Raw genomic sequence first — 24,719 nt, forward strand, 5'->3', positions numbered from 1 at the left:
GACGCTTAAACCCGATGCCCGCTGGCGCGTCATGCTATTACTGGAAACGATCCAAACCCGAAGCTCGCATCACATCCTCTCGCATTTCATCTGTAGACGGGCTACTTATGAATCGGTTTCTGATGGTTCTGGCTTTGGCAGGAGCTGTGCTCCATGGGCACGGCGAACAGATCGGATCAACGGCTCCGCCCCCAAATAAGGCCATAGAGGTTCTGCAACGCACGACACGTGTGCTCGAAGAGCCGCAGGCCGTACGCTACACAGTGGAGCGCATCCCGGCTCATCCAGTCACACCGGACGACTCCATTGCCTCCGGCCGCACCGATGTTCTCGCTGCAACACGCCAGCCTTCGCGGTATGAAGCAAGATTCCTTCCTGCTGAGAACTCACAGGTACTGGAGTTCGCGCTCTCCGATGGAGAACGGACGCAGACTATAGATGAGGGAAAGCGGACGGAAGGGCCAGCCCGTGCAATGATGGACCGGCCCAGCAGCGATGCACTCCCGACTCTTGGAGCGTTTGATGCCTCGACCTACCGCACCTCTGACGCTGTCTTCGCCGGCCAGGATGATGTCGAGGGCGACTTATGCGATGTCGTCGACATCACGTCGCTCTCTCAGGATGGGATTGGAAGTAAAACAACATTCTTCTGGATCTCCGTAAAAACGGGCCTGCCACGCTCTCTTCAGAGCTTCCGCATCATCGAAGGAAAAACAGTTCTCACCGATCGATGGATCTTCTCCGACATCGCGCTCTTGCGCGCGGTGCCGGACGGCAGCTTTACTCACCTGCCCAGCCTCCCTGCTCCGGTTCCATCTCGGAGGGAAAGCGTGGTACAAAATCCAAAATCTGCCGGGACAAAACCGCTGAAGGTATCGAGCGCAGCCACACTACATGTCGGCGATCAGGCCCCAGACTTCGATCTGCTGGCAGCAGACGGCCAGCGAACATCCTTCTCTCATTTACAAGGAAAAACGGCAGTTGTAACTCTCTGGGCATCATGGTGCGCGCCTTGCATCGAGGAGATGTCTCTCTTTCAATCAGCGCTCGAGCGGCACCCCAACGACCTGAGAATCATCGCCATCGCAGTGCAGGATTCGCGTCTGCACATTCAGGAATTCGTGCGTAAACATCCAGAGTTCAAGTTCACTTTCGTCACAGATCCGGATATTGCGAACGATCATTCCGCGATAAATACCTTCTTCGCTGGAGGCAGCATTCCACGCAACGCGATCCTCGATGCCCGAGGCAGGATCAGCACTTATCGGGTTGGCGCATACAGCGGGGAGGACGAACTATCGAAGCAGCTCAAACCAGTGCTCACTCAGCTCAAAAAGTAATCCCTGGAATCGACCTCTTACTTGCGTAAGGTGAACCAGAGCAAAGAGTCGTGTCGCCTTGGTACTCGACATCTCCTGGCTCTCCACCGACCTATAACTGGCAAAGCAAGAAGGCAGCGGCCGCAGCCCCTGCCTTTTTCTTCACAGATTCGAACCTCTGGCTTATGGATTCGTAGTCAATCGCTCTGCCAGCACCGACGCAGGCACCAGCCCCGGCTTCGCCGCGCCCGGTTCGTAAGACTTGTACACCGTGATGTGGAAGCAGGACTGGTAGAACTCCTCCTCCACGTCGATCTTGCCCGCCTCTTCCAGCGGATACAAGTACGCCCGCATCCACGAGACCTCCGAAGTCGAGAGCCCCTTCTTCGCGATGTCGATCGTCGCTCCGGTCAGGTGCGGCGAGGCGATGTCTCCTTCGGCCGGCGCGGCATTGCCGTTCACCAGTTGCAGATGCCGCTGATACTCCACCGTGCGCACAGCCGAGTTCACCTGCAGGCTGCGATGGAAGCGCGCCGCGTGTGCCCGCGCCAGGTCATCGAGGAAGCGCGCCGTCCACGGACGGCAGTACCGCCGGTTCATCGGCAGGTCTTCATTCACGCGCAGCTGCATGCTCACCGGGATCTCCACCAGCGCGCCCTGCTGCCGCATCTCGTTCAGCTGTGCGTCGTTTTCAATGCGCGTCAGGCCGTCCGCCTCGGTGCGCGTATTCTGCCGCACCAGCGAAGCGTGCGAACCCACCAGCGGGGGAAGAATCGCCCAGTGCGACAGGGGAGCCGCGGGGATCGCGTCCGCCACCTCGGTCCGCACAGGAGCAATCCGCGCCGGGCGCCGATGCGCCGCAATCAGCCGTTCCCGCTGCCGCGCCCGCCGGCCGCCATGCAGAGACACCGTCTCGGCCACGGGAGCACTCGCGCGGCTCCGCGAGGAGCGCCGCGCCACCGGAGTCGCCGCCTTATGCGCGGAAACCTTCTGTCCTGTGGTCTTCGAGGAAGCCGTCTGCGCCGGCTTTTTCTGGCCATGCGCGGTATGGCCGTGGGCTGAGCCCCGGCGCGTCGTGGTGGTGGCGTAGGCAGAGAACGTGATCCCGCTGCACAGCAATGCCGCCAGCGTGACCCGGAAATAGAACCGCATGAGGCAAAACCGCAAGGAGCCTCGCGGAGAATCAATCAGAGCAACTTCAGCCTATCCAACCCTGCCCACAATGAGAAGTAGCCAACCGGGTTCCTCCCCGAGCCCAGCTGCTTCGCGCACGGCGATCCGCCTTCGGCATCGCTCCCTCTGGCCGCGCGCAAGGAATAAGTAGCCGGGTGCCCCACCCATGACATGCCATTCGTCATGGGTGGGTCTCACTCGAATCTCAAAAGATCTGTCATTCCGACCGGAGCGAGCAAAGCGAGCGGAGTGGAGGAACCTGTGGTTCTCCTCAACCAAGCCAAGGCCCCACAGCTCACCCCTCAGTTGGGATCGGGTTTCCGGATGCCGTCAATCACCAGCATCTCGACCGGCGCTTTTCCCGGAACAAGCCTGAGCCCGAGTTGCTCCCGCACCGCGGTGATGAGGTCCGGACGCCCATCGTTCTCGCTGCGCGAATAGTCGAGCGTAATGCCAAACTTCCCGCTCAGGCCGGTATCGTCGATCACCGGGCGGCTTAACCAGTCCGAGAGGTGCACCGCCAGCTCCGCCATCGTCCAGCCATCCGGCCACTGCTGCGCGCCATGCGCATCCACCTGGACCGAGCTGTTCAGATGCACTCCGCCGCCCGGCCTCAGCTTCGAGCCCTTCGGATCTTCTCTCAGAAAATAGACGGCGGCTGGCCGCTTCTCCTGATGTGTCGCCAATTGAAAGCGCTCTGCGAACAGCGTACGCAGCATCGCCCGGCACTGCCCGTTATCGACGGCCGCCTCAGGCTTGGCTTCGATGTCATAGGTCGCGAATCGGGTAAGCCAGTCCGGCACTCCGGCAATCGCATACTCCGGCTGCTCGAAGGCGTATGCCAGAGACCAGATGAGCGGCGCGCCAGCCACGGCAAAGCTCCCGTCTGTCCGGCAGTAGTCCAGCAGAAGCTGGCCACCTCTCTCGGCCGGCGCAGGTTTTACTGAAGTCACTGCGAACTCTGCCTTCGCGCCAGAAGATTGTCCCACGGCAGGAGATTGTCCATGGACTGTTGCTGCTGACAACACCGCCAGCAGGAACAACGCCGGCATGTGGTCGTTTCGCATGCCGACGATCCTATCAGCGAGGACCAGCCGCGGATTCTCCGCAAATGCGATGTGAACCTAATCGAACTGCGGCGCGTGCGCCTGCTCCACTACGAGGATCGCGATCGGCCGCATCTCGTGCTTCACCCGCACGCCGAAGGTCTCGTACAGCACTTCCTCGAAGGACTTCGCATCCGGATCGTTGCTCTCTTCCCCGATCGGCGTCCAATGCATGTCGAAGTTGTAGATTCCGGTGAGCGCGGTATCGTCCTCGACCTTCTCCTGTAATGTCCAGGCCGCAGCATCGACGACAGCACGAAAAGGAGCGCCTTTCCCGCTCACGGCGCCATGGCCGTTTCGCCATCCACTACCCTTCCCTGTCACCGTCGAGACAGCCGGAGCGGCATGCTTCGGATCGCGGTACAGGATCGCGGTCTTATGCTGCCCCACGCGGCAGCTCAGCTTAAGCCCAAAGCGATCTGCCAGCAGCGCCTGCATGCGCTTCTGTTCATTGCGGTCATATTTCGTAACCGGACCACCATCCAGAGCATGGAGCGTTTTCGCATGGATGTCATAGAGCTGGTCACGAAGCACCTTCGGCAAGCCTTCCACCTGATATGAGGCGACACCATAGGCGTCCTCTATCAGGTGTCCGATATCTATGTCCTCCACATCCCACCTGCCATACTGGTTCGCACCTATTTGGGGCATTTTCTCCGAAGGATCGCCCGGCTTGATCGCCGCCACGTCGAAGACATACGCAGGGTCCGGCGTGAGAGAAAAGGCGCTGCAAGGGTCAGGATTCTGATCGTATGCGGCAGACTGCGCCACCAGAGGAGCGGCGCAGCAGACAAGAAGCAGGAAGGCGGAGAACGCACGCGAGCAGGAGGTCCGCATGGCGTTGAATCTACCATGCTGCCTCATGGCGACGAACTCGTGAGAGCGCATGCCGGATGGACGCGCCCTCCACGCATCCTGCTCGAAATCAAGGTTCCGACAAGAGCATAAAAACAAGTCTGTCATTCCGACCGAAGCGAGACGCTTTTCGTCTCGCGCAGTGGAGGAACCTGCAGATCTCTCAAGCAAGCGGAAATACAGGATCGCGACCAACGGGAGCGGAGGCCGGAGGCGGATCGCGCAGTGGCCGGAGGCGGATCGCGTAGTGGCCGAAGGCGGATCGCGCCACGCGCAGTGGCCGAAGGCGAAAGGCCTGGACGGCCAGTCCTTACTTGCCCGCGTTGTCCGCCTTCTCCATCGCCAGGTCGAAGGTCTGCTTCTGCTTCGGCAGCGGATGCAGCTTGTAGAGAATCAGCTTGTCGCGGTCCTCGTCGTCGAAGGCATCGAACTCCGCCACCTGTTCGAGCGAGTACTGCGTGTGCAGATCCTCGAGCGTGCCCGGATCGACTTCGTTCCACGCCGCGTACCACCCCGGCTGATACTGATGAATGCGCATCGGCAGATCGTAGGTCCCGTAGTCATCGCAGATCGCCGGCAGGTGCGTGATCAGCGTGATGTCGTCGCCCGAAATCGAGAGCAGCAGCCGCTTGCCGTTCGGATGCGTGTCGATATACTGCGTCACGCCCTCGGCCGCACTCAGAAACGTGTACTGCGGATGCCGCGCCCAGTAGAGCCCTTCGCGCGCATCGAAAACAGAACCTGCCACCACCACCAGCATCGCCGCCCACGCCAGTCCGCGCAAGCTGCGAACACGAGAGAACGACTCCAACTTCGCGACCGACGGGAGCGGGTGCCGAAGGCGCAACGCCTGGACGGCCAGTCCCACAAGCATCGCCAGCGGATACGCCACCACCTGGTAGTAGCGCGGCTGCATGTTGTCATGCCAGCCGATGAAGAAGATATAGCCGCCGATGGCCATCCACGCCGCCTGCACCAGCCGGCTCCGCCAGAAGCCGCGCGCGAAGAACGCCGTCGCAACAACCAGCGCCAGCATCAGCACACACAGCCAGCCGCTGATCCACACCGCGCCATGCACCGCGTACCAGAAGGCCCACAGCCAGCCCGACACCGTATCCGGCTGCGGCCACTGGTTCGAGGCAAAGAGATAGTGGTAGTCGTAGAGATAGCGCGGCCGCACGAACAGTCCGTAATAGAGCAGCCACGGCACCGCCGCGGCCACACCCGTCAGCACCGCGCGGCGCAGGCTCGGCAGCAGCCGCCCATCCCACAGCATCCACAGCACCGAAGGCATAAGGAAGATCGCCGTCGTCTTCGTCAGGATCATCAGGCACAACGTGAGCCCCAGCAGGATCGACCACACCGCCGTCTGCGCCGGGCCCTCCGCGCGCCGCAGCGCCATCGCCAGTCGCCAGCCAATGAGCAGGAACAGCACCAGCAGCGGTTCGAGGATCGCCAGCCGGCTGAAGGCATACAGGAACGCACTCGCCGCCAGCACCGTCACCGCCAGCATCGCCGACACCGTCGCGGTCTGCCGCGAAGCGCCCCACGCCCGGCTCTCCACCCGCACCAGCATGTACACCAGCACCAGATTCGCCGCGAAGGCCGCCAGCACCAGCAGCCGCACCGCCACCAGGTTCACGCCCGTGAAGTGGAAGAGCACCCACTCCATCGCCGGCAGCACCGGCAGAGCCACGCTGGGATTGAAGTCCCCATGCACGTACCAGTGACCCAGCACCTTGTGCTCGATCGCCGCCTTGCCGTACCAGCCCTCATCGGTGTACTTGGCGTAGTCCATCCAGGGCGAGAAGTTCGGGAAGTCCGCGCGCAGATGTACCGTATGCATGGCCACCAGCGCCAGCACCGCGGCCAGCCACAGCCCCCAGCCCAGCGTCTTCAGCCCATTGCGCTCTACGCGTTGCCGCTCTGTCGATTCGTAGCCCAATCCCCAGCCCTTCCGCACACAACCCGAAATACAGGAGCGGCGCACACACGCCTGTCCCGTCAAAACCCTGCACACCATCAATGTTTCTTAAAAAACGAACGGCCACTGCGCGTCGTGCGACATGCCTACGGTTTCCGCTCCCGATGGTCGCGATCTTCTTTCCGTCTGCCTGCCTGGAACGTAAAGCGGAAATCCCCGCATCCCGATCGCACACATTTCGAGCCTGCGGGACAGCCATGCCTGCAGCCTGCGTGGGGACAAGCCGCTTCAAACCGGCACATCGATCCGTACTCTTTAATAATAATCGGCGCAGCTCAGGTAATAGCCGCACTCCGCGCACAGCAGCTTGCACCGCTGCGAGTAGAGCCGGCTTGAGCAATTCGGGCAAAACAGCGAATGATGCTCCGGGGCTGGCTGCCCAGGCTCTCCGCCTTCGGCTTGCTGCGCGCAGGGCCGGATGCCATCGGCCTCCGCTCCCGCTGGTCGCGATCCAGGATGTATCTCTTCCGCCACGACAAAAGCTTACCGCGATCCAGCCCGGGGCCCGCGCAATCCCCGACGGTGGCCCATGCAAGCCGCGCCGTATGCGGCTTGAGTGGGGGCATAACAGGGCTCAGATAAAGCATAAGCAGGACTGCGACCAGCGGGAGGCCGAAGGCGAATCGCCCTACGCGAACTAGCTGTCATTCCGACCGAAGCGAGCAAAGCGAGCGCAGTAGAGGAACCTGCTGTTCTCTGCATAAGCGAGAACAAGGGTGCCCCGTCCAGGCTCCGCTTGGGCGGGAAGGAACAGACCCGGGATCGCGATCAAAGGAAGCAGCATGAAACCTACAGGGAAACGCTCCCGTCTACCCGTGCAGAAAGGCGCGCTCTGTGCTCCTTTCGGGAGGCAGTCATGCGCTGCAGCAGTTGGCTGGTCTTGTCTTTCTTCGTACTTGCAGGCAAAGCCGCACTCGCCCAGGATGCCACGCAACAAATCGTGCAGCAGCAATCCATCCAGATCATGCAGCAGCAGGCGCTCCAGGCGCAGCAGACGGCACAACAGAACGTCGATCTCATCAACCAGCAGCAGCTGGCCCAGAATACAAACCAGAACCTGGCCGGCTACCAGCTTGCCCTGCGCACGCCCCGCCTGAAACAAACCGCCGGGAAGGATCCGGGAACCATCCTCGTGGAAATGCAGGACGCCTCGCGCGGCGCATCGATCTTCTACACCACCGACGGATGGACACCCACCGCGATCTCATCGCGCTACATGGGGCCGGTCACCATCCGCCACAGCGGCGTGATACGGGCCATCGCCATTGCTCCCGGAGGACAGCGCAGCCGTGTCCTCGTCTTTCCGGTCACGGTTCCCGGCGGGGCAACGCCTGTGTCCGAGGTCTCTGCACAAAAGACGGCCCTCCAGCTCAGCAGCCTGACCGAAGGAGCCAGACTGCCATTGGTCTTTACGGAAGCCGTCACCTCGCGAGGAAAGAAAGTCGGCGACCCTTTGCCGATCGCACTGGCCGAGGATCTGCTCGTAGACGGAAAACTGCTGGCGCCAAAAGGCACTCCCGTACAGGCCGTCGTTACCCAGGTGGATAACTCCCACATCGCAGGCCTGCCCGGCGTATTGAGCTTCGCCGTGCAGTCCATTCATCCTCCCGGCGGCGAAATCATCTCGCTGCGCGGCGCGGAAACCATGGAGGGCGCCGATCGCACCGCCAGGGCAGGCGCACTGGGCTTCATTCCCTTCGCCGCCCTCACCGTGCACGGCGGAGACGCGCTCATCCCAGCGGGCACCCGGCTGAAGGCATCCATCACAAAACCACCGGCTGAAGAAAGCCTGTCCACACAATAGCCGCTGCAAAACACGGGTGCCCCACGTCTCGATTCTGAGACGTGGGAACCACTCCCGGCTCGCTGATGCGGAGGAACCTGCTGCTCTCCGCATCAGCGAGAACACGGGTGCCCCGTCCAAGCTCCGCTTGGGCGGGAAGATACGGACCCCGGCTCGCGACCAGCGGGAGCGGAGGCCGAAGGCGAAAGGCATGGACGGCCAGTCGTCGCCCTGCGAGAAGCAGCCGAAGGCGAGAGGCATGGACGGCCAGTCCCTCGACCGGGGACGTGGCTTTGGTTATGCTCTAGACGCGGCACTGCGCCGCGCTTCGCCGGCATCCTTGCCCGAAGCGACTCAGGTTCTGGCGGGGTTTCCGGAGTTCCTCCCCCGGCCCCGCATCCAATCACTGGCAACAACCCCCCGGAGTCCGAAAGCTGGGTCCAGAGACACGGCCCAGGGACTCCTGACAGAAAAAGGAGAGCAGTTATGGAGCGCACCGCGAGCGCCGTTTGGAACGGCGGACTGAAGGACGGAAAGGGCGTCATCTCGACGCAGAGCGGAGTCCTCAAGGAGACTCAGTATTCGTTCGGCACCCGTTTTGAGAACGGCATCGGCACCAACCCCGAAGAGCTCATCGCCGCCGCCCACGCCGGCTGCTTCACCATGGCCCTGAGCGCACAGCTCGGCCAGGCCAACCTCACCCCCGAGTCGCTGGAGACCACCGCCCACGTCAAGTTCGAGAAGACCGACGCCGGCTTCACCATCACCCACATCACGCTCGTGACCCGCGCCAAGGTCCCCGGCGCGACCGAAGCGGCCTTCGAGACCGCGGCCAACAACGCCAAGGCCGGCTGCCCCATCTCGCGCCTCTTCCAGGGCAACACCGAGATCACCCTCGACGCCAAGCTCGCCTAACCCCTCCGCGCAGGCGCGCGACCCGGAAACGCCGCAGCCCAACCAGGCTGCGGCGTCTTCTTTTTCAGGGCGGCTGCGCGCAGGGCGATCCGCCTTCGGCTGCCGCTCCCCCTGGTCGCGACTCCAAACTGATGGCCCATTCAAACCCGGTTTTGGCTTGAGTGGGTAAGCACGAAATCCAAAACAAACCTGTCATTCCGACCGAAGCGAGACGTCTTTTGTCTCGCGAAGTGGAGGAACCTGCAGTTCTCCTCAGCCAAGCGAGAAGCCAGACGGTGCCCCGTACAAGCTCCGCCTGGGCGGGAAGAAACGGACCCCGGATCGCGACCAAAGGGAGCGGAGGCCGAAGGTGGTCCGCCCTGCGCGAAGCAGCCGAAGGAGATTGCCTGGACGGCCAGTCCCGCCCTGCGCGAAGCAGTTAGTCGACAGTAGGAGCTTCGGCGCTATCCACCACCAGCACCTGCTCCGGACCGTGCGTGGGCTTCAGCTCCAACCCCAGCGTCTCCTTGACCGCCGTGTAAACAGAGGGCGCGGTGCTATCTGCAGGCGCGTCGTCCGAGCCGCCGCGCGAGTTCAGAGGCGCCCATTGCATCTCCACGTCATACTTTCCGGCAAGCCCGGTTTTGTCGATCACCTGCTGCTGCAGGATCATGGCGAAGGCGTTGGCCAGCTGCGCTACCGTAGTCCCGGAGGCCTTCAGGCCCACTGGGCTGATCATGCTCGAAGGCCCGCCCGCGGTGCTTGCCTGCAGCCTGCTGCCGCCCTTCGCGACGACCAGGTCGTATTCGGGCTTCTCGCGCGTCTCCCAGTGCGTCTTCAGGTGAAACCGCTCTTCGAGCACCGCCGCGAACATGGCCCGCCGCTGATCCTCCGTCAGAGCCTTGATCTGCTCCGGCGTCTGGTCCAGGATCTTCGCCTGCACATCGAACCGCTGGCTCTCTGCCCACTTCGGTACGCCTTCGATCAGGTAAGGATGGCGATGGAAAGCCTCCGAGAGCATGATCTTCAGAGTCGCGTTCTCCACCTGCAGCATGTCGCCTACCTGAAAGTTGATCATCGTCATCTGCGAGGCAGACTTGTTTTCCTTCACGGTGGCAACGTCATACTTCAGCGCAGTCGGAGCGGCCTCCTGGGCCACGGCCGACACCATCAACAGACAGCTCATTCCCGCAACCAGCAAAGCGCGCATGGATATCCCCCAGCCCTTTGACTGAAGAGCATACGAGAAGGCACAGCTGTTCCAGAGAAAAAACAGGGCTCAGGGCTGCTCCGCGCAGGGCGATCCGCCTTCGGCCTGCGCTCCCGCTGGTCGCGCTTCCCCTCGGGTGGCCCATTCAAGCCCGGTTTTGGCTTGAGTGGGGAAGCACAAACTCTAAAGCAGATTTGTCATTCCGACCGAAGCGAGCAACGCGAGCGAAGTGGAGGAACCCGCAGTTCTCACCCCGATACCCGCACAAACGCCAACCTCGCGACCAAAGGGAGCGGAGGACGAAAACGAAAGGCCTGGACGGCCAGTCCTCGTCCGGCGCGGAGCAGTTAGCTGTTGTGGTGAATGTATTCGCGGAGATTGCGGTTGACCCGCGCGGCCTGCTGCACGCCGTCGTCCAGAAGCTTGCGCCATTGCTCGCCGTGTTCGCCCAGGTCGAGGGTGCCCAGCAGGTAGCTGGTCTGGATGATGATTTCCAGCGCGTTGCTGAGATCGTGCGAATACACCCGGATCTGTTGCGCCTGTTCCACTGGAATGGGCGGAAGATCAGCTTGCTGGCTCATACGCGGACACTACTCCCCGAGACATGACAAAATCGTTTTCTTCGCACTACGATGCATCCTTCCGATTTTTCGTCGTATCTAAATTCGGATTTCCCGCCGCAAAAGTCACAGCCGTTTGACATTAGCGCCCGCCTCTGCAACACTAAGACTCACTGCCAGTCCAGTAGAAACAACCGCTGGATACCACATGTATGCCGAAGTGGCGGAATTGGCAGACGCGCATGGTTCAGGTCCATGTACTCGCAAGGGTGTGGAGGTTCGAGTCCTCTCTTCGGCACCATTCATTTACGAAGCAGCCTCTGCTTCAAGGCAAAAATAAGGCTCTCTCAAAATCGCTGAAAAGCGATTTTCGCCTTTTACGGGCAAATTCCTAAATCCCTACCTGCTTCCGCCTGCGCCGCACCAGTTCCAGGAACGACCGCAGCGCCGGCTGCTCCAGCTTCGGCGACCAGGCCAGAACCATATCGATGACCGCGTCCTTGTCGGACAGCGGGATCCACACAATATCGCTGCTGCTCAAAATCCGCGATCCCTGGGGCAGAATCGCGACCCCCTCGCCCGCCTCCACCAGCGCAATCACCCCTGACGACACGCTCCCCGTCGCGCCGATCTTCGGCGAAAAGCCGGCCTCGGTGCACAGCGTAATCACCTTGTCGAACACCGCCGGGGAATACCGCCGGTCGTTCAGCACGAAGGTCTCCTCGGAGAGCTCACGGATCGAGATCGTCTTCTTCCGCGCCAGCGGATGCGTCCGCAGCAGCACCGCGTAGAACGGTTCGTTGCGCAGCGGCTCGGAGCGCAGCTGCGAGGCGTGGATCGCCGGCAGCGCGCGCGTGAAGCTCACGTCGATGCTGCCCGCCTGCAGCGCCTGGTACTGCATGCCCGGCGCCATCTCCACCAGCGAAACCTGGATGCCCGGATACACCCGGCGAAACTCGCGGATGATCGACGAGAAGAACGGGCCCATGCCGCCGACGAAAAAGCCCACCGTCAGCTTGCCCAGCTCGCCGCGCTGCGAGCGCTGCATATTCGTCACCGCGCGGTTGGCCGCGTCCAGAACAGTCCGCGCATCCTCGAGGAACTGCTCGCCCTCATGCGTCAGCCGTACCCGACGGTTCTCCCGATTGAAGAGCGAGACTCCGAGCTCCCGCTCGAGGTCGCGGATCTGCTCGCTGATCGCCGACTGTGCGACGTGCAGCATCCTTGCCGCGCGTCCGAAGCCGCCGGTCTCGGCCACGACCGTGAAGTAACGCAGGTGTCTTAGTTCCATCGGAAAAATTTTACTTGATAATCAATCGGAATTTCCGATTGCTGCAAGCGGAATAAAGTGCGAATCCAATGTCAGAAAACTGGGTCAAAATAGACACAGCGGTTTTTCCGATGAGCGCCGGGCTGCCGTAGCAAGGAGACCTCCCTTACAGTGTGGATCGTTAAATTAGCTCTCGATCGTCCCTACACCTTCATCATCCTGGCCCTGCTCATTCTGATCATGGCGCCGGTGGTGATCCTCAGGACGCCGACCGACATCTTTCCGAACATCAACATCCCCGTCGTCTCCGTCGCCTGGCAGTACACCGGCCTGAACCCGGAGGAGATGGAAGGCCGCCTCGTCGCGCCCTACGAAAAAGCGCTGACCACGCTGGTCGACAATATCGAACACACCGAATCGGTCAGCTATAACGGCGTCGCCGTGGTCAAGGTCTACCTCCAGCCCGGCGCCAGCCTCGATACCGCGAACGCCCAGGTCACCGCCGCATCGCAGTACATGCTTCGCCAGCTGCCTCCCGGCACCCTGCCGCCTGAGATCATCAACTTCTCCGCTTCGAGCGTGCCCATCATTCAGCTCGGCATCTCCGGCGAGGGCCTCAACGAGCAGCAGCTCAACGACTACGCCCAGAACTTCATCCGCCCCGCGCTCGTCACCGTGCCCGGTGCCGTCATTCCCCAGGTCTACGGCGGCAAGCAGGCGCAGATCACCGTCAGCATGGACCAGGAGAAGATGCAGTCCAAGGGCGTATCGCCCGGCGACGTTCTGACCGCGCTCCAGAACGGCAGCGTCGTGCTGCCCTCCGGCACCGCCAAGATCGGACCGCTCGAGTACGACGTCCGCTCCAATGCCGCGCCCCGCACCATTCCCGAGCTCGAGATGCTGCCCATCAAGCAGGTAAACGGCGCCATGGTTTATCTGCGTGATGTCTCCACCGTCTCCAACGGCGCCGCCTTCCAGACCAACATCGTCCGCCAGGATGGCCGCCGCGGCGTGCTCATCAGCATCATCAAGGGTGGCAGCGCCTCGACGCTCGCGGTCGTCTCCGGCATCCGCGGTCTGCTGCCGCGCGTCGCCCAACTCGTACCGCCTGCCGTCAAGATGACGCCCATCGCCGATCAGAGCGTCTTCGTTCGCGCCGCGGTTCAGGGCGTGATTCGCGAAGCCGTCATCGCCGCTGCGCTCACCGGCCTGATGATCCTGCTCTTCCTCGGCAGCTGGCGCTCCACGGTCATCATCGCCGTCTCCATCCCGCTCTCGATCCTCACCTCGGTGATCGTGCTGAGCATGATCGGCGAGACCATCAACACCATGACCCTCGGCGGCCTCGCGCTCGCCGTCGGCATCCTCGTCGACGACGCCACCGTCACCATCGAGAACATCGAGCGCTTCCTCGAGAACGGCTACGAGATGCGCGAAGCCATCCTCGACGGCGCCGCCCAGATTGCTGTACCTGCTCTTGTTTCGACGCTCTGCATCTGCATCGTCTTCCTGCCTATGTTCTTCCTCAACGGCGTGTCGAAGTATCTCTTCACGCCGCTGGCCGAGGCGGTCATCTTCGCCATGATCGCCTCCTACATCCTGTCGCGTACGCTGGTGCCCACGCTGGCCATGTACCTGCTGCGTCACAAGCACACCGGCCACACGCGCAATCCTTTCACGCTCTTCCAGCGCGGTTTCGAGCGCCAGTTCGAGAAGGTGCGCTCCAGCTATGAGACGCTGCTCACGCGCCTGGTCTTCCTGCGCAAGGCCTTCATCCCCGTCTTCCTGCTGCTCTGCTGCTGCGCCTTCCTGCTGCTGCCGTTCCTTGGCCAGGACTTCTTCCCCCAGACCGATTCGGGTGAGTTCATCCTGCACATGCGCGGCCGCACCGGCCTGCGTATCGAAGAGACGGCGCGTCTCGCCGATGAGGTGGAAGACTCCCTCCGCAAGACGATTCCGCACGACGAGCTCGACAATATCCTCGACAACATCGGCCTGCCTTACAGCCCGATGAACACCATGCACATGACCAACGGCTCCATCGGCGCGTCGGACGTGGATATCCTCGTCTCGCTCCATGAAGACCACCATCCTACGGCGAACTACATCCGTACCCTGCGTGAAGAGTTGCCCAAGAAGTTCCCCGGCACCATGTTCTACTTCCTGCCGGCCGACATCACCACGCAGATCCTGAACTTCGGTCTGCCCGCGCCCATCGACATCCAGATCCAGGCCAACGATATGGAATCGAGCACCCAGGTGGCCGCAGCCATGATGCAGAAGCTGCGCCAGGTTCCGGGTCTCGTCGATCTCCGCGTCCAGGAGCCGCTCGATTACCCCACCCTCGATGTGGACGTCGACCGCACCAAGGCCGAACAGGGCGGATACACCGCGCGTGACGTGGCCCAGAGTATGCTGAACACGTTAAGCGGCAGCTTCCAGATCACGCCCATGTTCTTCCTGAATTACAAGAACGGCGTGAACTACAACCTCGTCGCGCAGACGCCGCAGTACCGCATGGACTCGATGCAGGATCTTGAGAATATCCCGGTCAACTCCGCCGCAGGCGGCACGCCGCGCGCCACGCCCACTACGCTCGAAGACCTCACCGCCGTCCATCGCGGACACGAGGATGCCACCGTCAGCGAGTACAACATCCGCCGCGTCGTCGATATCTACGGCGCCGTGCAGGATCGCGACCTCGGCGCCGTCTCCAAGCAGGTGCAGGCCATCGTCGACGAGCAGGCGAAGCACGTCCCCCGCGGCATGTTCCTTAGCCTGCGCGGACAGTCCCTGACCATGCGCAGCTCCTACATCTCGCTGCTCGGCGGACTGGTCTTCTCCATCGTGCTCGTCTACATGCTGATCGTGGTCAACTTCCAGAGCTGGCTCGACCCGTTCATCATCATCACCGCGCTGCCCGCGGCGCTGGCCGGCATCGTCATCTTCCTCTTCTTTACGCACACCACGTTGAGCGTCCCCGCGCTGATGGGCGCCATCATGTGCATGGGCGTGGCCACCTCCAACTCCATCCTGGTCGTCTCCTTCGCCAAGATGCGGCTGGCCGAGCACCACGATCCCATCCTCGCCGCCATCGAGGCCGGCGCCACCCGCTTCCGCCCGGTCTGCATGACGGCCCTGGCCATGATCATCGGCATGGTGCCCATGGCGCTCGGTCTCGGGGACGGCGGCGAACAGAATGCGCCGCTCGGCCGCGCCGTCATCGGCGGCCTCATGTGCGCCACCGTCGCCACACTGGTCTTCGTGCCCACCGTCTTCGCCCTGCTCCACGGAGGAGAAAAGGGCAAGGCGCCCGCCGAAGAGCAGGCAAATTCTCTCGCGCCCCAGCACGCATAGGCACAGGACAGGATCATGGATCATTCATCAGAAAGCAGGCACAACCAGATGATGCTCGACAACCAGGAAGGTACCCGCGATGCGAGGGAGAGCGTGCCCTCCGAAGAGCGCAAGCACCACGCTCAGAACGCTCCCCGCCCCGCGCCCGAAGAGCCCACCGTGGTCGTCGACCCCAACCGCCGTCTGAGCCCTGCGTTTCTCGTCGGTCTCGGCATCGTCGCCATCGCCATCGTGGTCTTCGTCGTGATCGGCATCGGCTCGCGTCACCACGACGAAGCCAAACTCGATCAGGTCACCGCGGAAGACGCCATCCAGAGCGTCCAGGTCACCACGCCGTCGCGCGGCGCCAAGGCCCTCGAGATCGTCCTGCCCGTCAACACGCAGGCCTACATCGATACCGGCATCTTCGCCCGCACCAACGGCTACATCAAGAAGTGGTACTTCGACATCGGCGCGCACGTGAAGCAGGGCCAGCTCCTCGCCGAGATCGAAACGCCCGAACTCGACCAGCAGGTACAGCAGGCGAAGTCCGATCTCGCCACCGCGCAGGCCAACCTCGAGATCGCGCAGATCACCGCCGACCGCTGGAAGAAGCTGCTGGCCAAGAATGCCGTCTCGCACCAGGAAGCCGACCAGGCCACCAGCGACTACGCCGCCAAGCAGTCGGCGCTTGCCTCCGCCCAGGCCAACCTCGGCCGCGTACAGCAGCTGCAGGGCTTTGAGAAGGTCTACGCGCCCTTTGACGGCGTCGTCACCGCCCGCAACATCGACATCGGCTCGCTCATCCAGGCCGGGGACTCCTCCTCGCCGCGTGCCGAGCTCTTCCACATGGCCTCGACCGACAGGCTGCGTATGTTCGTCCCCGTGCCGGAAGCCGATGCCCGCTTCGTGAACAACGGAGACAAGGTCGTCATCACCTCCGACGCCGCGCCCAACCAGAAGTTCGAAGGCGATGTCGTCCGCAACTCGAACGCCATCGACGCCAGCAGCCGCACCCTGAACGTGGAAGTCGACATCAACAACCGCGATCACAAGCTGCTGCCCGGCCAGTACGCCTTCGTGCACATCCCTGTGCCCGCTGAAGACCGCTCGCTCACCCTGCCCTCGAATGCGCTGCTCTTCCGCGCCGAAGGCCTGCGCGTCGGCGTCGTCCGCAACGGCAAGGTCGATCTCGTCCCCATCACCATCGGCCATGACTACGGCGCTACCGTCGAAATCACCTCCGGCCTCACCGATCAGGACGAAGTCATCCTCAACCCCTCCGACTCGCTCGCGCAGGATCAGCAGGTGCGCGTCTCGAAGGGAGCCTAATCATGAAACACGCCTCACTTCTCCGCGCGGCCTCGCTGATGGCCGCCGCACTGCTCCCGGCATCGTTGTTTGTAGCCGGCTGCAAGGTGGGACCGAACTACGTGCGCCCGAGCGTCCCCACGCCGCCTGCCTTCAAGGAGCAGCCGCCTGCGCCCGACAAGGCGGCACAGGACTCGGCCGCGCACGATCCTTCTGCGCAAAATCAGGACGGCTGGAAGCCCGTGCAGCCCGCCGACACCGCCTCCAAGGGCGACTGGTGGGCCGCCTTCAACGACGCCCAGCTGAACCAGCTCGAAACCCAGGTCGACACCGCGAACCAGACCCTGAAGGCCGCCGAGTCGAACTTCCAGGCCGCCCGCGCGCAGATCGGCTACGCCCGCTCCTATGAGGCGCCGACCATCGGCGTCTCACCGACCGTTGCCGCCCTGCGCGACTCCGCGCACGAGCCCTACTCGACGATCGTGAATGACGGCGAAGGCAACTTCAACATGCCCTTCGACCTCAACTACGAAGTTGATCTCTGGGGACGCATCCGTCGCGGCGTCACCGCTGCCCGCGAACAGGCGCAGGCGCAGGATGCCGACATCGAAAGCGTCCGCCTCAGCCTGCATGCCGAACTGGCCATGGATTACTACGGCCTGCGCACCGACGACGCGCAGACCCGTCTGCTCGAAGACACGGTGAAGGCCTACCAGCAGGCGCTCCAGCTCACGCAGGACCGCTTCGAAGGCGGCGCCGCGCCAAAGTCCGACGTCGCACAGGCGCAGACCCAGCTCGATCAGGCCAAGGTGCAGCTCACCGACATCGAGGTGCAGCGCACGCAGTATGAGCACGCCATCGCCGTGCTCATCGGCAAGGCTCCGGCCGAGTTCACGCTCGCGCCGATCCCGATCAACCAGCAGGCGCCCGTCATCCCCAACATCCCCGCCGTTCTGCCCGCGGAGCTGCTCGAGCGCCGTCCGGACATCGCCGGCACCGAACGCCGCATGGCCGCGGCCAATGAACAGATCGGCATCGCGCAGGCTGCGTTCTATCCCACGCTCTCGCTCAGCGCGCTGCTCGGCCTGCAGGGCACCTCGGCGCTCAACTGGTTCAACTGGCCTTCGCGCTTCTGGGCCGTCGGACCCACCTTCTCCGAGACGCTCTTTGACGCCGGCCGCCGCAAGTCGACCAAGCGGATGACGGAAGCGCAGTATGACGCGACCGTCGCCAACTACCGCCAGACCACCCTCACCGCCTTCCAGCAGGTCGAGGACAATCTCGCCGCGCTGCGCGTGCTCGCGCATGAGGCCGATCAGCAGCACCAGGCCACGGAAGCCGCCGAGCAGTCGCTCGACCTCTTCCAGACCCGCTACGAAGGCGGCGTTGACACCTACCTGCAGGTCGTCACCTGGCAGACCGCCGCACTGAACAACCAGCGCAACGACCTCACCATCATGCAGCGCCGCCTCGAAGCCAGCATCCTGCTCATCAAGGCACTGGGCGGAGGCTGGGACACCAGCAAGCTGCCGAAGATGTAATTGTAACGGCAATCGTTACAAATGAGCGAGACACAACCGGCCCGGATCATCGGGCCGGATTTTTTTGCGCTCTACTTTTGCTCAAAGTTCGAAGAGAAATACAAAAACACTGTCATTCCGACCGAAGCGGAGGAACCTGCAGTTCTTCTCCATCGAGCGAGAATCTCCCCCCGGGTGCCCCACGTCTCGCCTCTGAGACGTGGGCAAGGAAAAGCTCGACAACCTAAATCTACATATGTAGATTTAGAGCCATGAAGCTGCGACGCACTCCGCAGACAGCTCTGGTTCTCGGCGAACTGCTGCGCTCATCGCGCGAATGGCGCTACGGCTACGACATCAGCCGCGACACCGGCCTCAAGTCCGGCACGCTCTATCCGCTGCTCATCCGCCTTGCCGAGCAACAGCTGCTCGAAACCAAGTGGGAGGACTCACCGGAGAACGGACGCCCGCCCCGTCACCTGTACCGTCTCACCGCCAACGGCGTGCGCGTGGCGCGCGAGTGGGCGGATGCGCGGATCACAGTCAACACACGCAAACCCATCCTCGGAGTGTGAAAGCCATGAGCATCGTTCGCAGGGCAGCACAGCAGCTGGCAGGCTTCACCGTGAGATACGCCTCCCCCGGATCGAAGCCCTGGGCCCAGGCCATCGCCGCCGAACTCGATTGCATTGAGAACGACTGGCACGCCCTGGGATGGGCCTTCGGCAGCCTGCGCGTGCTCGCGCACTATCGCCCTGCGCCGATCCAGGACATGCAGGCCCTCACAGCCGCGGCAGAGAAGCACGCCTCCCGCCGGCGGCATCTGATGAACAACACCTGGCTGGGCAGAAACCTGGGCTGGATGAGCCAGGTCTTCACCGCAGCGGCTTACATACCCGGAGCACTGCACCGCAAAGACTCTGTCGCGATCAGCTTATTCGTCGCAGGCCAGCTCAGCGGAGCCTTCATACAGTGGCAACGCACCCGGGAGCCCAATGTCCCTGATAGTGACGATCCCGGCGCAATCATCCGTTTCTATCGTGACGAACTGGCGCGCTCCATCCCTCTCACGGCCTGCAATCTGTTCTCGCTTTCCGTGATATTGGCGAGTCTCGGTTACATGGTCAAAGCAGTTCCCATCCTGCTCGGAATCGTTGCGCTCGGCGGGGTCGCATGGGTCGCCATCGCACTGAATCTCTATCGCACCAAACAGCGCCAGCTCGCACAGGTCGATGCACTGCTCAACGGATACTGACGCAAAGCCTTTGAGAATCTCCGGGCGGGTGCCCCACCTCTCGATTCCAAGAGATGGGAATCACATTCCCACTCACGGCTGCTTCAGATTCACCCGCACAAAACGCGGAAAGTAAAGCCGCATATCGCCGAGAACCTTCTCGTCCGGGCCATTTGCTGCGTAGGTGAGCACCAGGTCCGCTCCCTGCAACTCCGCATGCGACTTCCCCGCATAGACAAAGGCACCGGGCGCATCGGATTCCGGAGGCCTGTAGAGCGGCATCGACGCGCTCCACGGGCCTGTAAGCTCCTTCGCCGTCTGCATCACGATGATGCTCCCGCCGAACCCCTTGCTGTACACCCCGATATATCCGCCCCCGCGCGGATCGGCCTGCACACTCGTCTCCGTTCCCGTATCCGAAGCAATCGCCTTGCGTTTCGCGTCCGAGGCATCCCACCCGCTGCCGGTCCACCACTCTATCGTGCCCAGCTCTCCCTTCTCGAGAGAACTCGCCTGCATGCGGGCCACGTAGAGATCATGCTGCGGCTCGCTCGCGCCGAAGGCATACACATACGCGCCTTTGCGGACAAGCGATGACGCCATCACGACTGCATCGTTCCTCTGCTCCACAACTCTCAGCGTCCATGCCGATGGCTCCTCGTCCGGATTGTCCACCCAATACGCATTCCACCCCAGCAGCTTGAATCCCAGTGAATGCGGTGCGTGATCGGCTCCGACCCGTGTGGCGAACAGCAGCAGACGGCTTCCGACGCGTATGCCGGAGCTCGGCCACATCCAGACATCGCCTTCGTTGGGATAGATTTCCGATGGCGCACCCTGCTTCGTCCGCCAATAAAAGTGGATCGTCGCACGGGATGGATCGTAGCCCTGTTGAATTGCAACTGTGTTATGCACAAATGCGGCGTGCCTCCTGTCATCGCCCTGCCGCTTTGCCACAAACGAGTCATTGAAGATCCAGAGCACTCGCCCTTCACCCAGATCAACCGAGAACGCGCCATCCGCGCCCAGCCATCGAGGATCGGCGTGAAACAGCCTGTCCGCCTCCGGCCACGAAGCCCCACTCTGCGCGTGCGCCGCAGAAAAACACACCACAATCCATACAGCGGCTAGAACGATTCTGTGCATGTGCGGAATGGCTCCTGAACGGCAACCCAATCCTAGGGCATACCGGCATACTCATGTTGCGGCTATTTTCACCTCAAAGCTGTCATTCCGACCGAAGCGAACGCAGGGAGCGGAGTGGAGGAACCTGCAGTTCCTCTCAATCGAGCGAGAATTCGGGTGCCCCGTCCAAGCTCTGCCTGGGCGGGAAGAAACAGACCCCGGCTCGTGATCAAGAAAAGCGGAGGCTGAAGGCGGTCGCCCTGCGCGAGACAAGAGGCGTCTCGCTCCGATAGGGATGGCACGCTTCTTCTAAAGAATCGTGCCAAGAGGCTGAAAAAGTATGTCGATACAACCTGGCATCCGTAATTCCTCCTGAACGCACAAAGACCGCCCATAAGGGCGGTCTTTGTGGTGATTCCAACGCAGCAGGTTTGCTTAGAACTGGATCTTCGCACCGAACTGCAGCTGACGCATGTAGGGCTGGCCCGAGGCTGAGATCGCCGTGTCCACTGCCGTGACCACGCCGGCATCCGCCGCAGTCGAGCAGTCCACGCAGCGAGCGCTCGCCGCACTCGGCACCCCAAGCGGCACGTGATTGAACACGTTAAACGCCTGGAGCTGGAACTGACCTTTCACGCTCTTCGCGATCTCAAAGTTCTTGAAGATCGACGCATCGGCGAAGTAGTCCGAAGGTCCGCGCAGCGAGTTGCGGCCCACATTGCCGAAGGTGCCGTAGGCCGGACGGAGGAACGGTCCGGACTGCGATCCATTCGACGTAAGCGGAGCCACCGGGGTAAAGATGCGGCGGCCATGGATCGCCGGATCGAAGCTCGAAGCGCTGTGTACGAAGGATCCCACGCCGCTTCCGTTGCCAACCTTGTCCGGACGGCAATCGCTCGACGTAGACGGGCTGCTGTAGTTCGAGTCCACATCTTCGTCGTCGCCGCACTCGGCATAGGTCGGGGTGAACGGCAGGCCGCTCTCCCACGTCGTGGTACCGGCCAACTGCCAGCCGCCGATGATCTCATTCACCAGCCGCCCGCTGTTGCCGCCGATCAGCTTGCCCTTGCCGAAAGGTAGCTCATACAGGCCGCTCAGCACGAACACGTTGTTGCGGTTCGTGTCGCTCGGTCCCTTTTCCACGTGCGGATCAATCGCGAAGTACGTGCCGTTGTAGTTGATCGCGCGCGACCAGGTGTAGTTCGCCGAGAGCTGGAAGCCGTGCGAAAAACGACGGTCCACCTTGGTCTGGAGCGCGTTGTAGTAGGAGCGAGCACTGGGTTCGACAGACTCGAGAGTCGCGCTGGAGCAGCACGTCTCTACGGTGCCGTTGTAGATGTTGGAGTACCGGCCGTAGTATGGGCGGCGCTCGTCCTGCGTCAGGTCGCTGCCGGCCGTCTCCACACGGTACTGGTTCAGGTTGAAGCCCGCAGTCTCGCTTGGATAGACGCGCTCACCGATGTTGCCGATGTACGCGATGGTTGCGGTGGTGTTCGCATCAATCTGCTGCTGGACGCTCAGGTTGAACTGGTCCACCTTGGGCAGAACCAGCTTGTTCAGCGGACGAATGTCGTAGCTGATGCCGTCGATGAGCGGAATCAGACCGTTGGCCGGAATGTTCCAGGGTGCGGTCTGCGCCGGAATCGTGCTGTAGCTATAGGCCGACGTGGTCGCACTCGTGCTGCCCACGTTCTCGGCAGTCACGGTGGGGATGTTCTCCGCCAGCGCGGTGCCGAAGATGGTGCCGAAAAAGCCTACATCGTCATAGACCTGGCCGACTGCGCCGCGGATGACCGTACCCGGCTTCGCCTGGTAGGAGAAACCGAAGCGGCCACCGAGGTTGGTGAGATCCACGCCCTCGCCGCCGTTGGTGCCAAAGCCGCCGTAGCCTGCGACCTGGATGTAGCCGCTTTGAAGATTCGTAAAGCCACCGTTACCCGGACTGTTCACCGTCTCGGGGAAGATGATGTCCCAGCGAACGCCATAATTCAGCGTCAGCTTCGGAGTCACGCGCCAGGTATCCTGCGCGTAGAAGCCGCCGCGCTTCTGGTGCGTGGCCGCGCTGTCCTTATAGACATCGAAGCGCTGGAACTCGGCGATCTGGCCTTCGAGGACTGCGGCGATACCGGAACCTGCGCCCGTCGCATCGTTGAAGGTGAGTTCGCCCGCGCGGTTGTAATCGCTGGCATCGCGCAGGTTCATCGCGTAGCGAAGATCGGCGCCCCAGCGGAAGGAGTGGTTGCCCCAGGTCTTGGTCCAGTTGTTATTCACCTGGAAGACCTGCTCGCTCTCGGTCAGCGGGCAGTTGCAACCCTGGGTGCCGAAGTTGGAAATAGAGCCGTCCTCGACGTTATACGTCGGCGAACCGGATGAGTTATAGAGATCCGTGTTCAGGTTCGGAATCCCATCGGCCGTCGCCGGCGTGGTGCCGTTGTCGATCTTGTTTTCCGAAACGTGATAGTCGAGGAAGCCGAAGCGGAAGTCCGTCAGCAGGCTCGAGCTGATCGCATCGTCGAAGCCCACCGCGGCGCTCTGGTTCTGCACCAGATCCGTGCCGGTGGTGTTACCCAGACCAAACCCCGTGCCACCTGCGGCGCCGAAGACCGGCTCACCCAGCAGCGAGAAGCGCGCGAAGTCATAGCGGCCGAAAGCGTGCAGGCTCTTCGTCACCTGGTCATCCAGGCGAAGATCGGCCACGTCGCCATTGTTGTTGCCGTTGCCGGAGGCAACATAGTTATTGGTCACAGAGGTGCCGGCGACATTCGGCGCAGGCAGAGCGCTCAGCAGCGCGCGTCCCTGCGACGTCACCAGGCTGTTCGCCGTCGTGGCACTGCCGCCGTACTGGGACAGATCGCAATACGTGCTCGTCGCGTCCAGGCAGGTGTTACGCACTTCCGCTGTCGGAACATTCTCCTGCAGGCTCGTGCCGACCTTCTGGCGCGTGCCCTGGTAATCCATGAAGAAGAATGCCTTGTCCTTCAGGAAAGGGCCGCCGAACGATCCACCGAACTCGCTGTACATCTGCGAAGGGATGTACGCACCGGTGACAGCATCCGCCTGGTATTCCGTGAAAGGATCGCGTGCTTCCAGTGCATCGCTGCGGCGATACAGGAAGGCGTCGCCATGGAACTGGTTGCTGCCCGATTTCGTCTGCGCCGAGACGAAACCCGCCAGCGCGCCGCCGAATTCGGCCGGGAAGTTTTCCGTATCCACATTCGATTCACTTAACGAATCAAGTGTCGGGTTGATGACGATAATGCCGTCCACCGGCTCGCGGTTATCCGTACCGTCGAGGTAGTAGCCGAGCGAACCGTAGTTCGAGCCGTTCACCTCAAGGCCCTGCGTGCCTTGCGGATTCTCCGTCGGCGCAATCGCGAACGAAGCACGCTGCACGCCCGGCGTCAGCAGTGCGAAGTCCGTGAAGTTGCGATTCTGGTTCGGAAGATCCTGCAGCTGCTGGCTGGTGAACTCCGTCTGCACATCCGCGCTGTCGGTCTGCAGCGGAGCAGGAGCCGCAGTCACCGTAACCGTCTGCGAAGCACCCGCAACGCCGAAGGTCAGGTTGATCTGCGCAGTATTGCCCGCGGTCACGGCCACATTGCCGACATTCGCAGGACCGAAGCCCTGCGCCGTGCCTTGAATGCTGTAAGAATCGGGAACAAGACGGAAGACGGAATAATTGCCGCTCGCATTCGTCGTGACGGTCTGGCTCGTGCCCTTGCTCTCGTCCGTGACCACGATGGTCGCATTGGGCACAACCGCCCCGGTCGAGTCCGTCGCTGTACCCACGATGCTGCCGGTGACAGCCTGCGCCATCAGACGAGGCGCGGTGAAATTGCTGAACATGAGAAGGGCAATTGCCCCTCCTAGAATCGAAAGAGCATTTGTCGATTTGAATTTCCGGATTCGCACTGCACACAGGCAGCTCCGGATCAAACCCAGGGGATGGGTTCCGGTCATTTACTAACCTCCAAAAACAAAAACGTTTACCAAGGCGTCGGCATATGGATTTCGCGGGATACGGGTGCCCCGCGGAAAC

General features: G+C 62.2%; 17 protein-coding genes and 1 tRNA gene. 9 read left to right on the forward strand and 9 right to left on the reverse strand.

From position 1 onward, the window contains the following. The first annotated feature begins 107 nt into the window (after positions 1 to 107). Positions 108 to 1,340 (forward strand): TlpA family protein disulfide reductase, encoded by a 1,233-nt coding sequence (locus QM649_RS08975; protein WP_415198693.1) that lies wholly within the window; start codon positions 108 to 110, stop codon positions 1,338 to 1,340. A 162-nt stretch (positions 1,341 to 1,502) separates the two neighbouring features. Here QM649_RS08975 and QM649_RS08980 read toward each other — a convergent pair whose 3' ends face one another. From QM649_RS08980 to QM649_RS08995, 4 genes are all read right to left on the reverse strand, one after another. Further along, positions 1,503 to 2,471, reverse strand: a complete 969-nt coding sequence (locus tag QM649_RS08980) for a DUF5715 family protein (protein WP_415198694.1) — start codon at positions 2,469 to 2,471, stop codon at positions 1,503 to 1,505. Between the two features lie 323 nt (positions 2,472 to 2,794). Continuing rightward, entirely contained in the window at positions 2,795 to 3,559 is a 765-nt protein-coding gene (locus QM649_RS08985) for a TIGR03435 family protein (RefSeq protein ID WP_415198695.1), read from the reverse strand. Between the two features lie 57 nt (positions 3,560 to 3,616). Further along, positions 3,617 to 4,435, reverse strand: a complete 819-nt coding sequence (locus QM649_RS08990) for a TIGR03435 family protein (protein ID WP_415198696.1) — start codon at positions 4,433 to 4,435, stop codon at positions 3,617 to 3,619. A gap of 328 nt (positions 4,436 to 4,763) precedes the next feature. Beyond that, positions 4,764 to 6,443 (reverse strand): ArnT family glycosyltransferase, encoded by a 1,680-nt coding sequence (locus QM649_RS08995; protein WP_415198697.1) that lies wholly within the window; start codon positions 6,441 to 6,443, stop codon positions 4,764 to 4,766. 850 nt (positions 6,444 to 7,293) lie between these two features. On the opposite strand from QM649_RS08995, the gene QM649_RS09000 reads away from it, so the two are divergent. Both QM649_RS09000 and QM649_RS09005 read left to right on the forward strand, forming a co-directional pair. After that, complete coding sequence (locus tag QM649_RS09000; protein ID WP_415198698.1) at positions 7,294 to 8,241, forward strand: chitobiase/beta-hexosaminidase C-terminal domain-containing protein; 948 nt, start codon at positions 7,294 to 7,296, stop codon at positions 8,239 to 8,241. Between the two features lie 465 nt (positions 8,242 to 8,706). After that, positions 8,707 to 9,135 carry an OsmC family protein gene (locus tag QM649_RS09005; RefSeq protein ID WP_415198699.1) on the forward strand — a complete coding sequence of 143 codons (429 nt, stop codon included), beginning with the start codon at positions 8,707 to 8,709 and terminating at the stop codon, positions 9,133 to 9,135. Between the two features lie 418 nt (positions 9,136 to 9,553). On the opposite strand, the gene QM649_RS09010 is transcribed toward QM649_RS09005, so the two are convergent. Further along, positions 9,554 to 10,300, reverse strand: a complete 747-nt coding sequence (locus QM649_RS09010; protein WP_415198700.1) for a TIGR03435 family protein — start codon at positions 10,298 to 10,300, stop codon at positions 9,554 to 9,556. 371 nt (positions 10,301 to 10,671) lie between these two features. Then, positions 10,672 to 10,905: a hypothetical protein gene (locus tag QM649_RS09015; protein WP_415198701.1), complete on the reverse strand. Its 234-nt coding sequence runs from the start codon at positions 10,903 to 10,905 to the stop codon at positions 10,672 to 10,674. 193 nt (positions 10,906 to 11,098) lie between these two features. On the opposite strand from QM649_RS09015, the gene QM649_RS09020 reads away from it, so the two are divergent. Next, positions 11,099 to 11,185: transfer RNA gene (locus QM649_RS09020), tRNA-Leu, on the forward strand. A gap of 90 nt (positions 11,186 to 11,275) precedes the next feature. Here the strand turns inward: QM649_RS09020 and QM649_RS09025 are convergent. Further along, positions 11,276 to 12,175 (reverse strand): LysR family transcriptional regulator, encoded by a 900-nt coding sequence (locus tag QM649_RS09025; RefSeq protein WP_415198702.1) that lies wholly within the window; start codon positions 12,173 to 12,175, stop codon positions 11,276 to 11,278. Positions 12,176 to 12,325: 150 nt separating this feature from the next. Between QM649_RS09025 and QM649_RS09030 the strand changes: the two genes are divergently transcribed. From QM649_RS09030 to QM649_RS09050, 5 genes are all read left to right on the forward strand, one after another. Then, positions 12,326 to 15,511 (forward strand): efflux RND transporter permease subunit, encoded by a 3,186-nt coding sequence (locus tag QM649_RS09030; RefSeq protein WP_415198703.1) that lies wholly within the window; start codon positions 12,326 to 12,328, stop codon positions 15,509 to 15,511. Between the two features lie 15 nt (positions 15,512 to 15,526). Continuing rightward, on the forward strand, positions 15,527 to 16,822 hold the full coding sequence (locus QM649_RS09035) for an efflux RND transporter periplasmic adaptor subunit (RefSeq protein WP_415198704.1): 1,296 nt from the start codon (positions 15,527 to 15,529) through the stop codon (positions 16,820 to 16,822). Positions 16,823 to 16,824: 2 nt separating this feature from the next. Next, the gene (locus tag QM649_RS09040) at positions 16,825 to 18,342 is read left to right on the forward strand and encodes an efflux transporter outer membrane subunit (protein ID WP_415198705.1); all 1,518 of its coding nucleotides are present in this window, start codon (positions 16,825 to 16,827) and stop codon (positions 18,340 to 18,342) included. Positions 18,343 to 18,593: 251 nt separating this feature from the next. Further along, complete coding sequence (locus QM649_RS09045; protein ID WP_415198706.1) at positions 18,594 to 18,896, forward strand: PadR family transcriptional regulator; 303 nt, start codon at positions 18,594 to 18,596, stop codon at positions 18,894 to 18,896. Positions 18,897 to 18,901: 5 nt separating this feature from the next. After that, positions 18,902 to 19,576 carry a hypothetical protein gene (locus QM649_RS09050; protein ID WP_415198707.1) on the forward strand — a complete coding sequence of 225 codons (675 nt, stop codon included), beginning with the start codon at positions 18,902 to 18,904 and terminating at the stop codon, positions 19,574 to 19,576. Between the two features lie 72 nt (positions 19,577 to 19,648). Here QM649_RS09050 and QM649_RS09055 read toward each other — a convergent pair whose 3' ends face one another. Beyond that, the gene (locus tag QM649_RS09055; protein WP_415198708.1) at positions 19,649 to 20,701 is read right to left on the reverse strand and encodes a DUF4185 domain-containing protein; all 1,053 of its coding nucleotides are present in this window, start codon (positions 20,699 to 20,701) and stop codon (positions 19,649 to 19,651) included. Between the two features lie 414 nt (positions 20,702 to 21,115). Further along, positions 21,116 to 24,526 (reverse strand): carboxypeptidase regulatory-like domain-containing protein, encoded by a 3,411-nt coding sequence (locus QM649_RS09060; RefSeq protein ID WP_415198709.1) that lies wholly within the window; start codon positions 24,524 to 24,526, stop codon positions 21,116 to 21,118. Positions 24,527 to 24,719: the final 193 nt, after the last annotated feature.

It is taken from the genome of Silvibacterium sp., from assembly GCF_047605705.1.
Lineage (GTDB): Bacteria > Acidobacteriota > Terriglobia > Terriglobales > Acidobacteriaceae > Silvibacterium.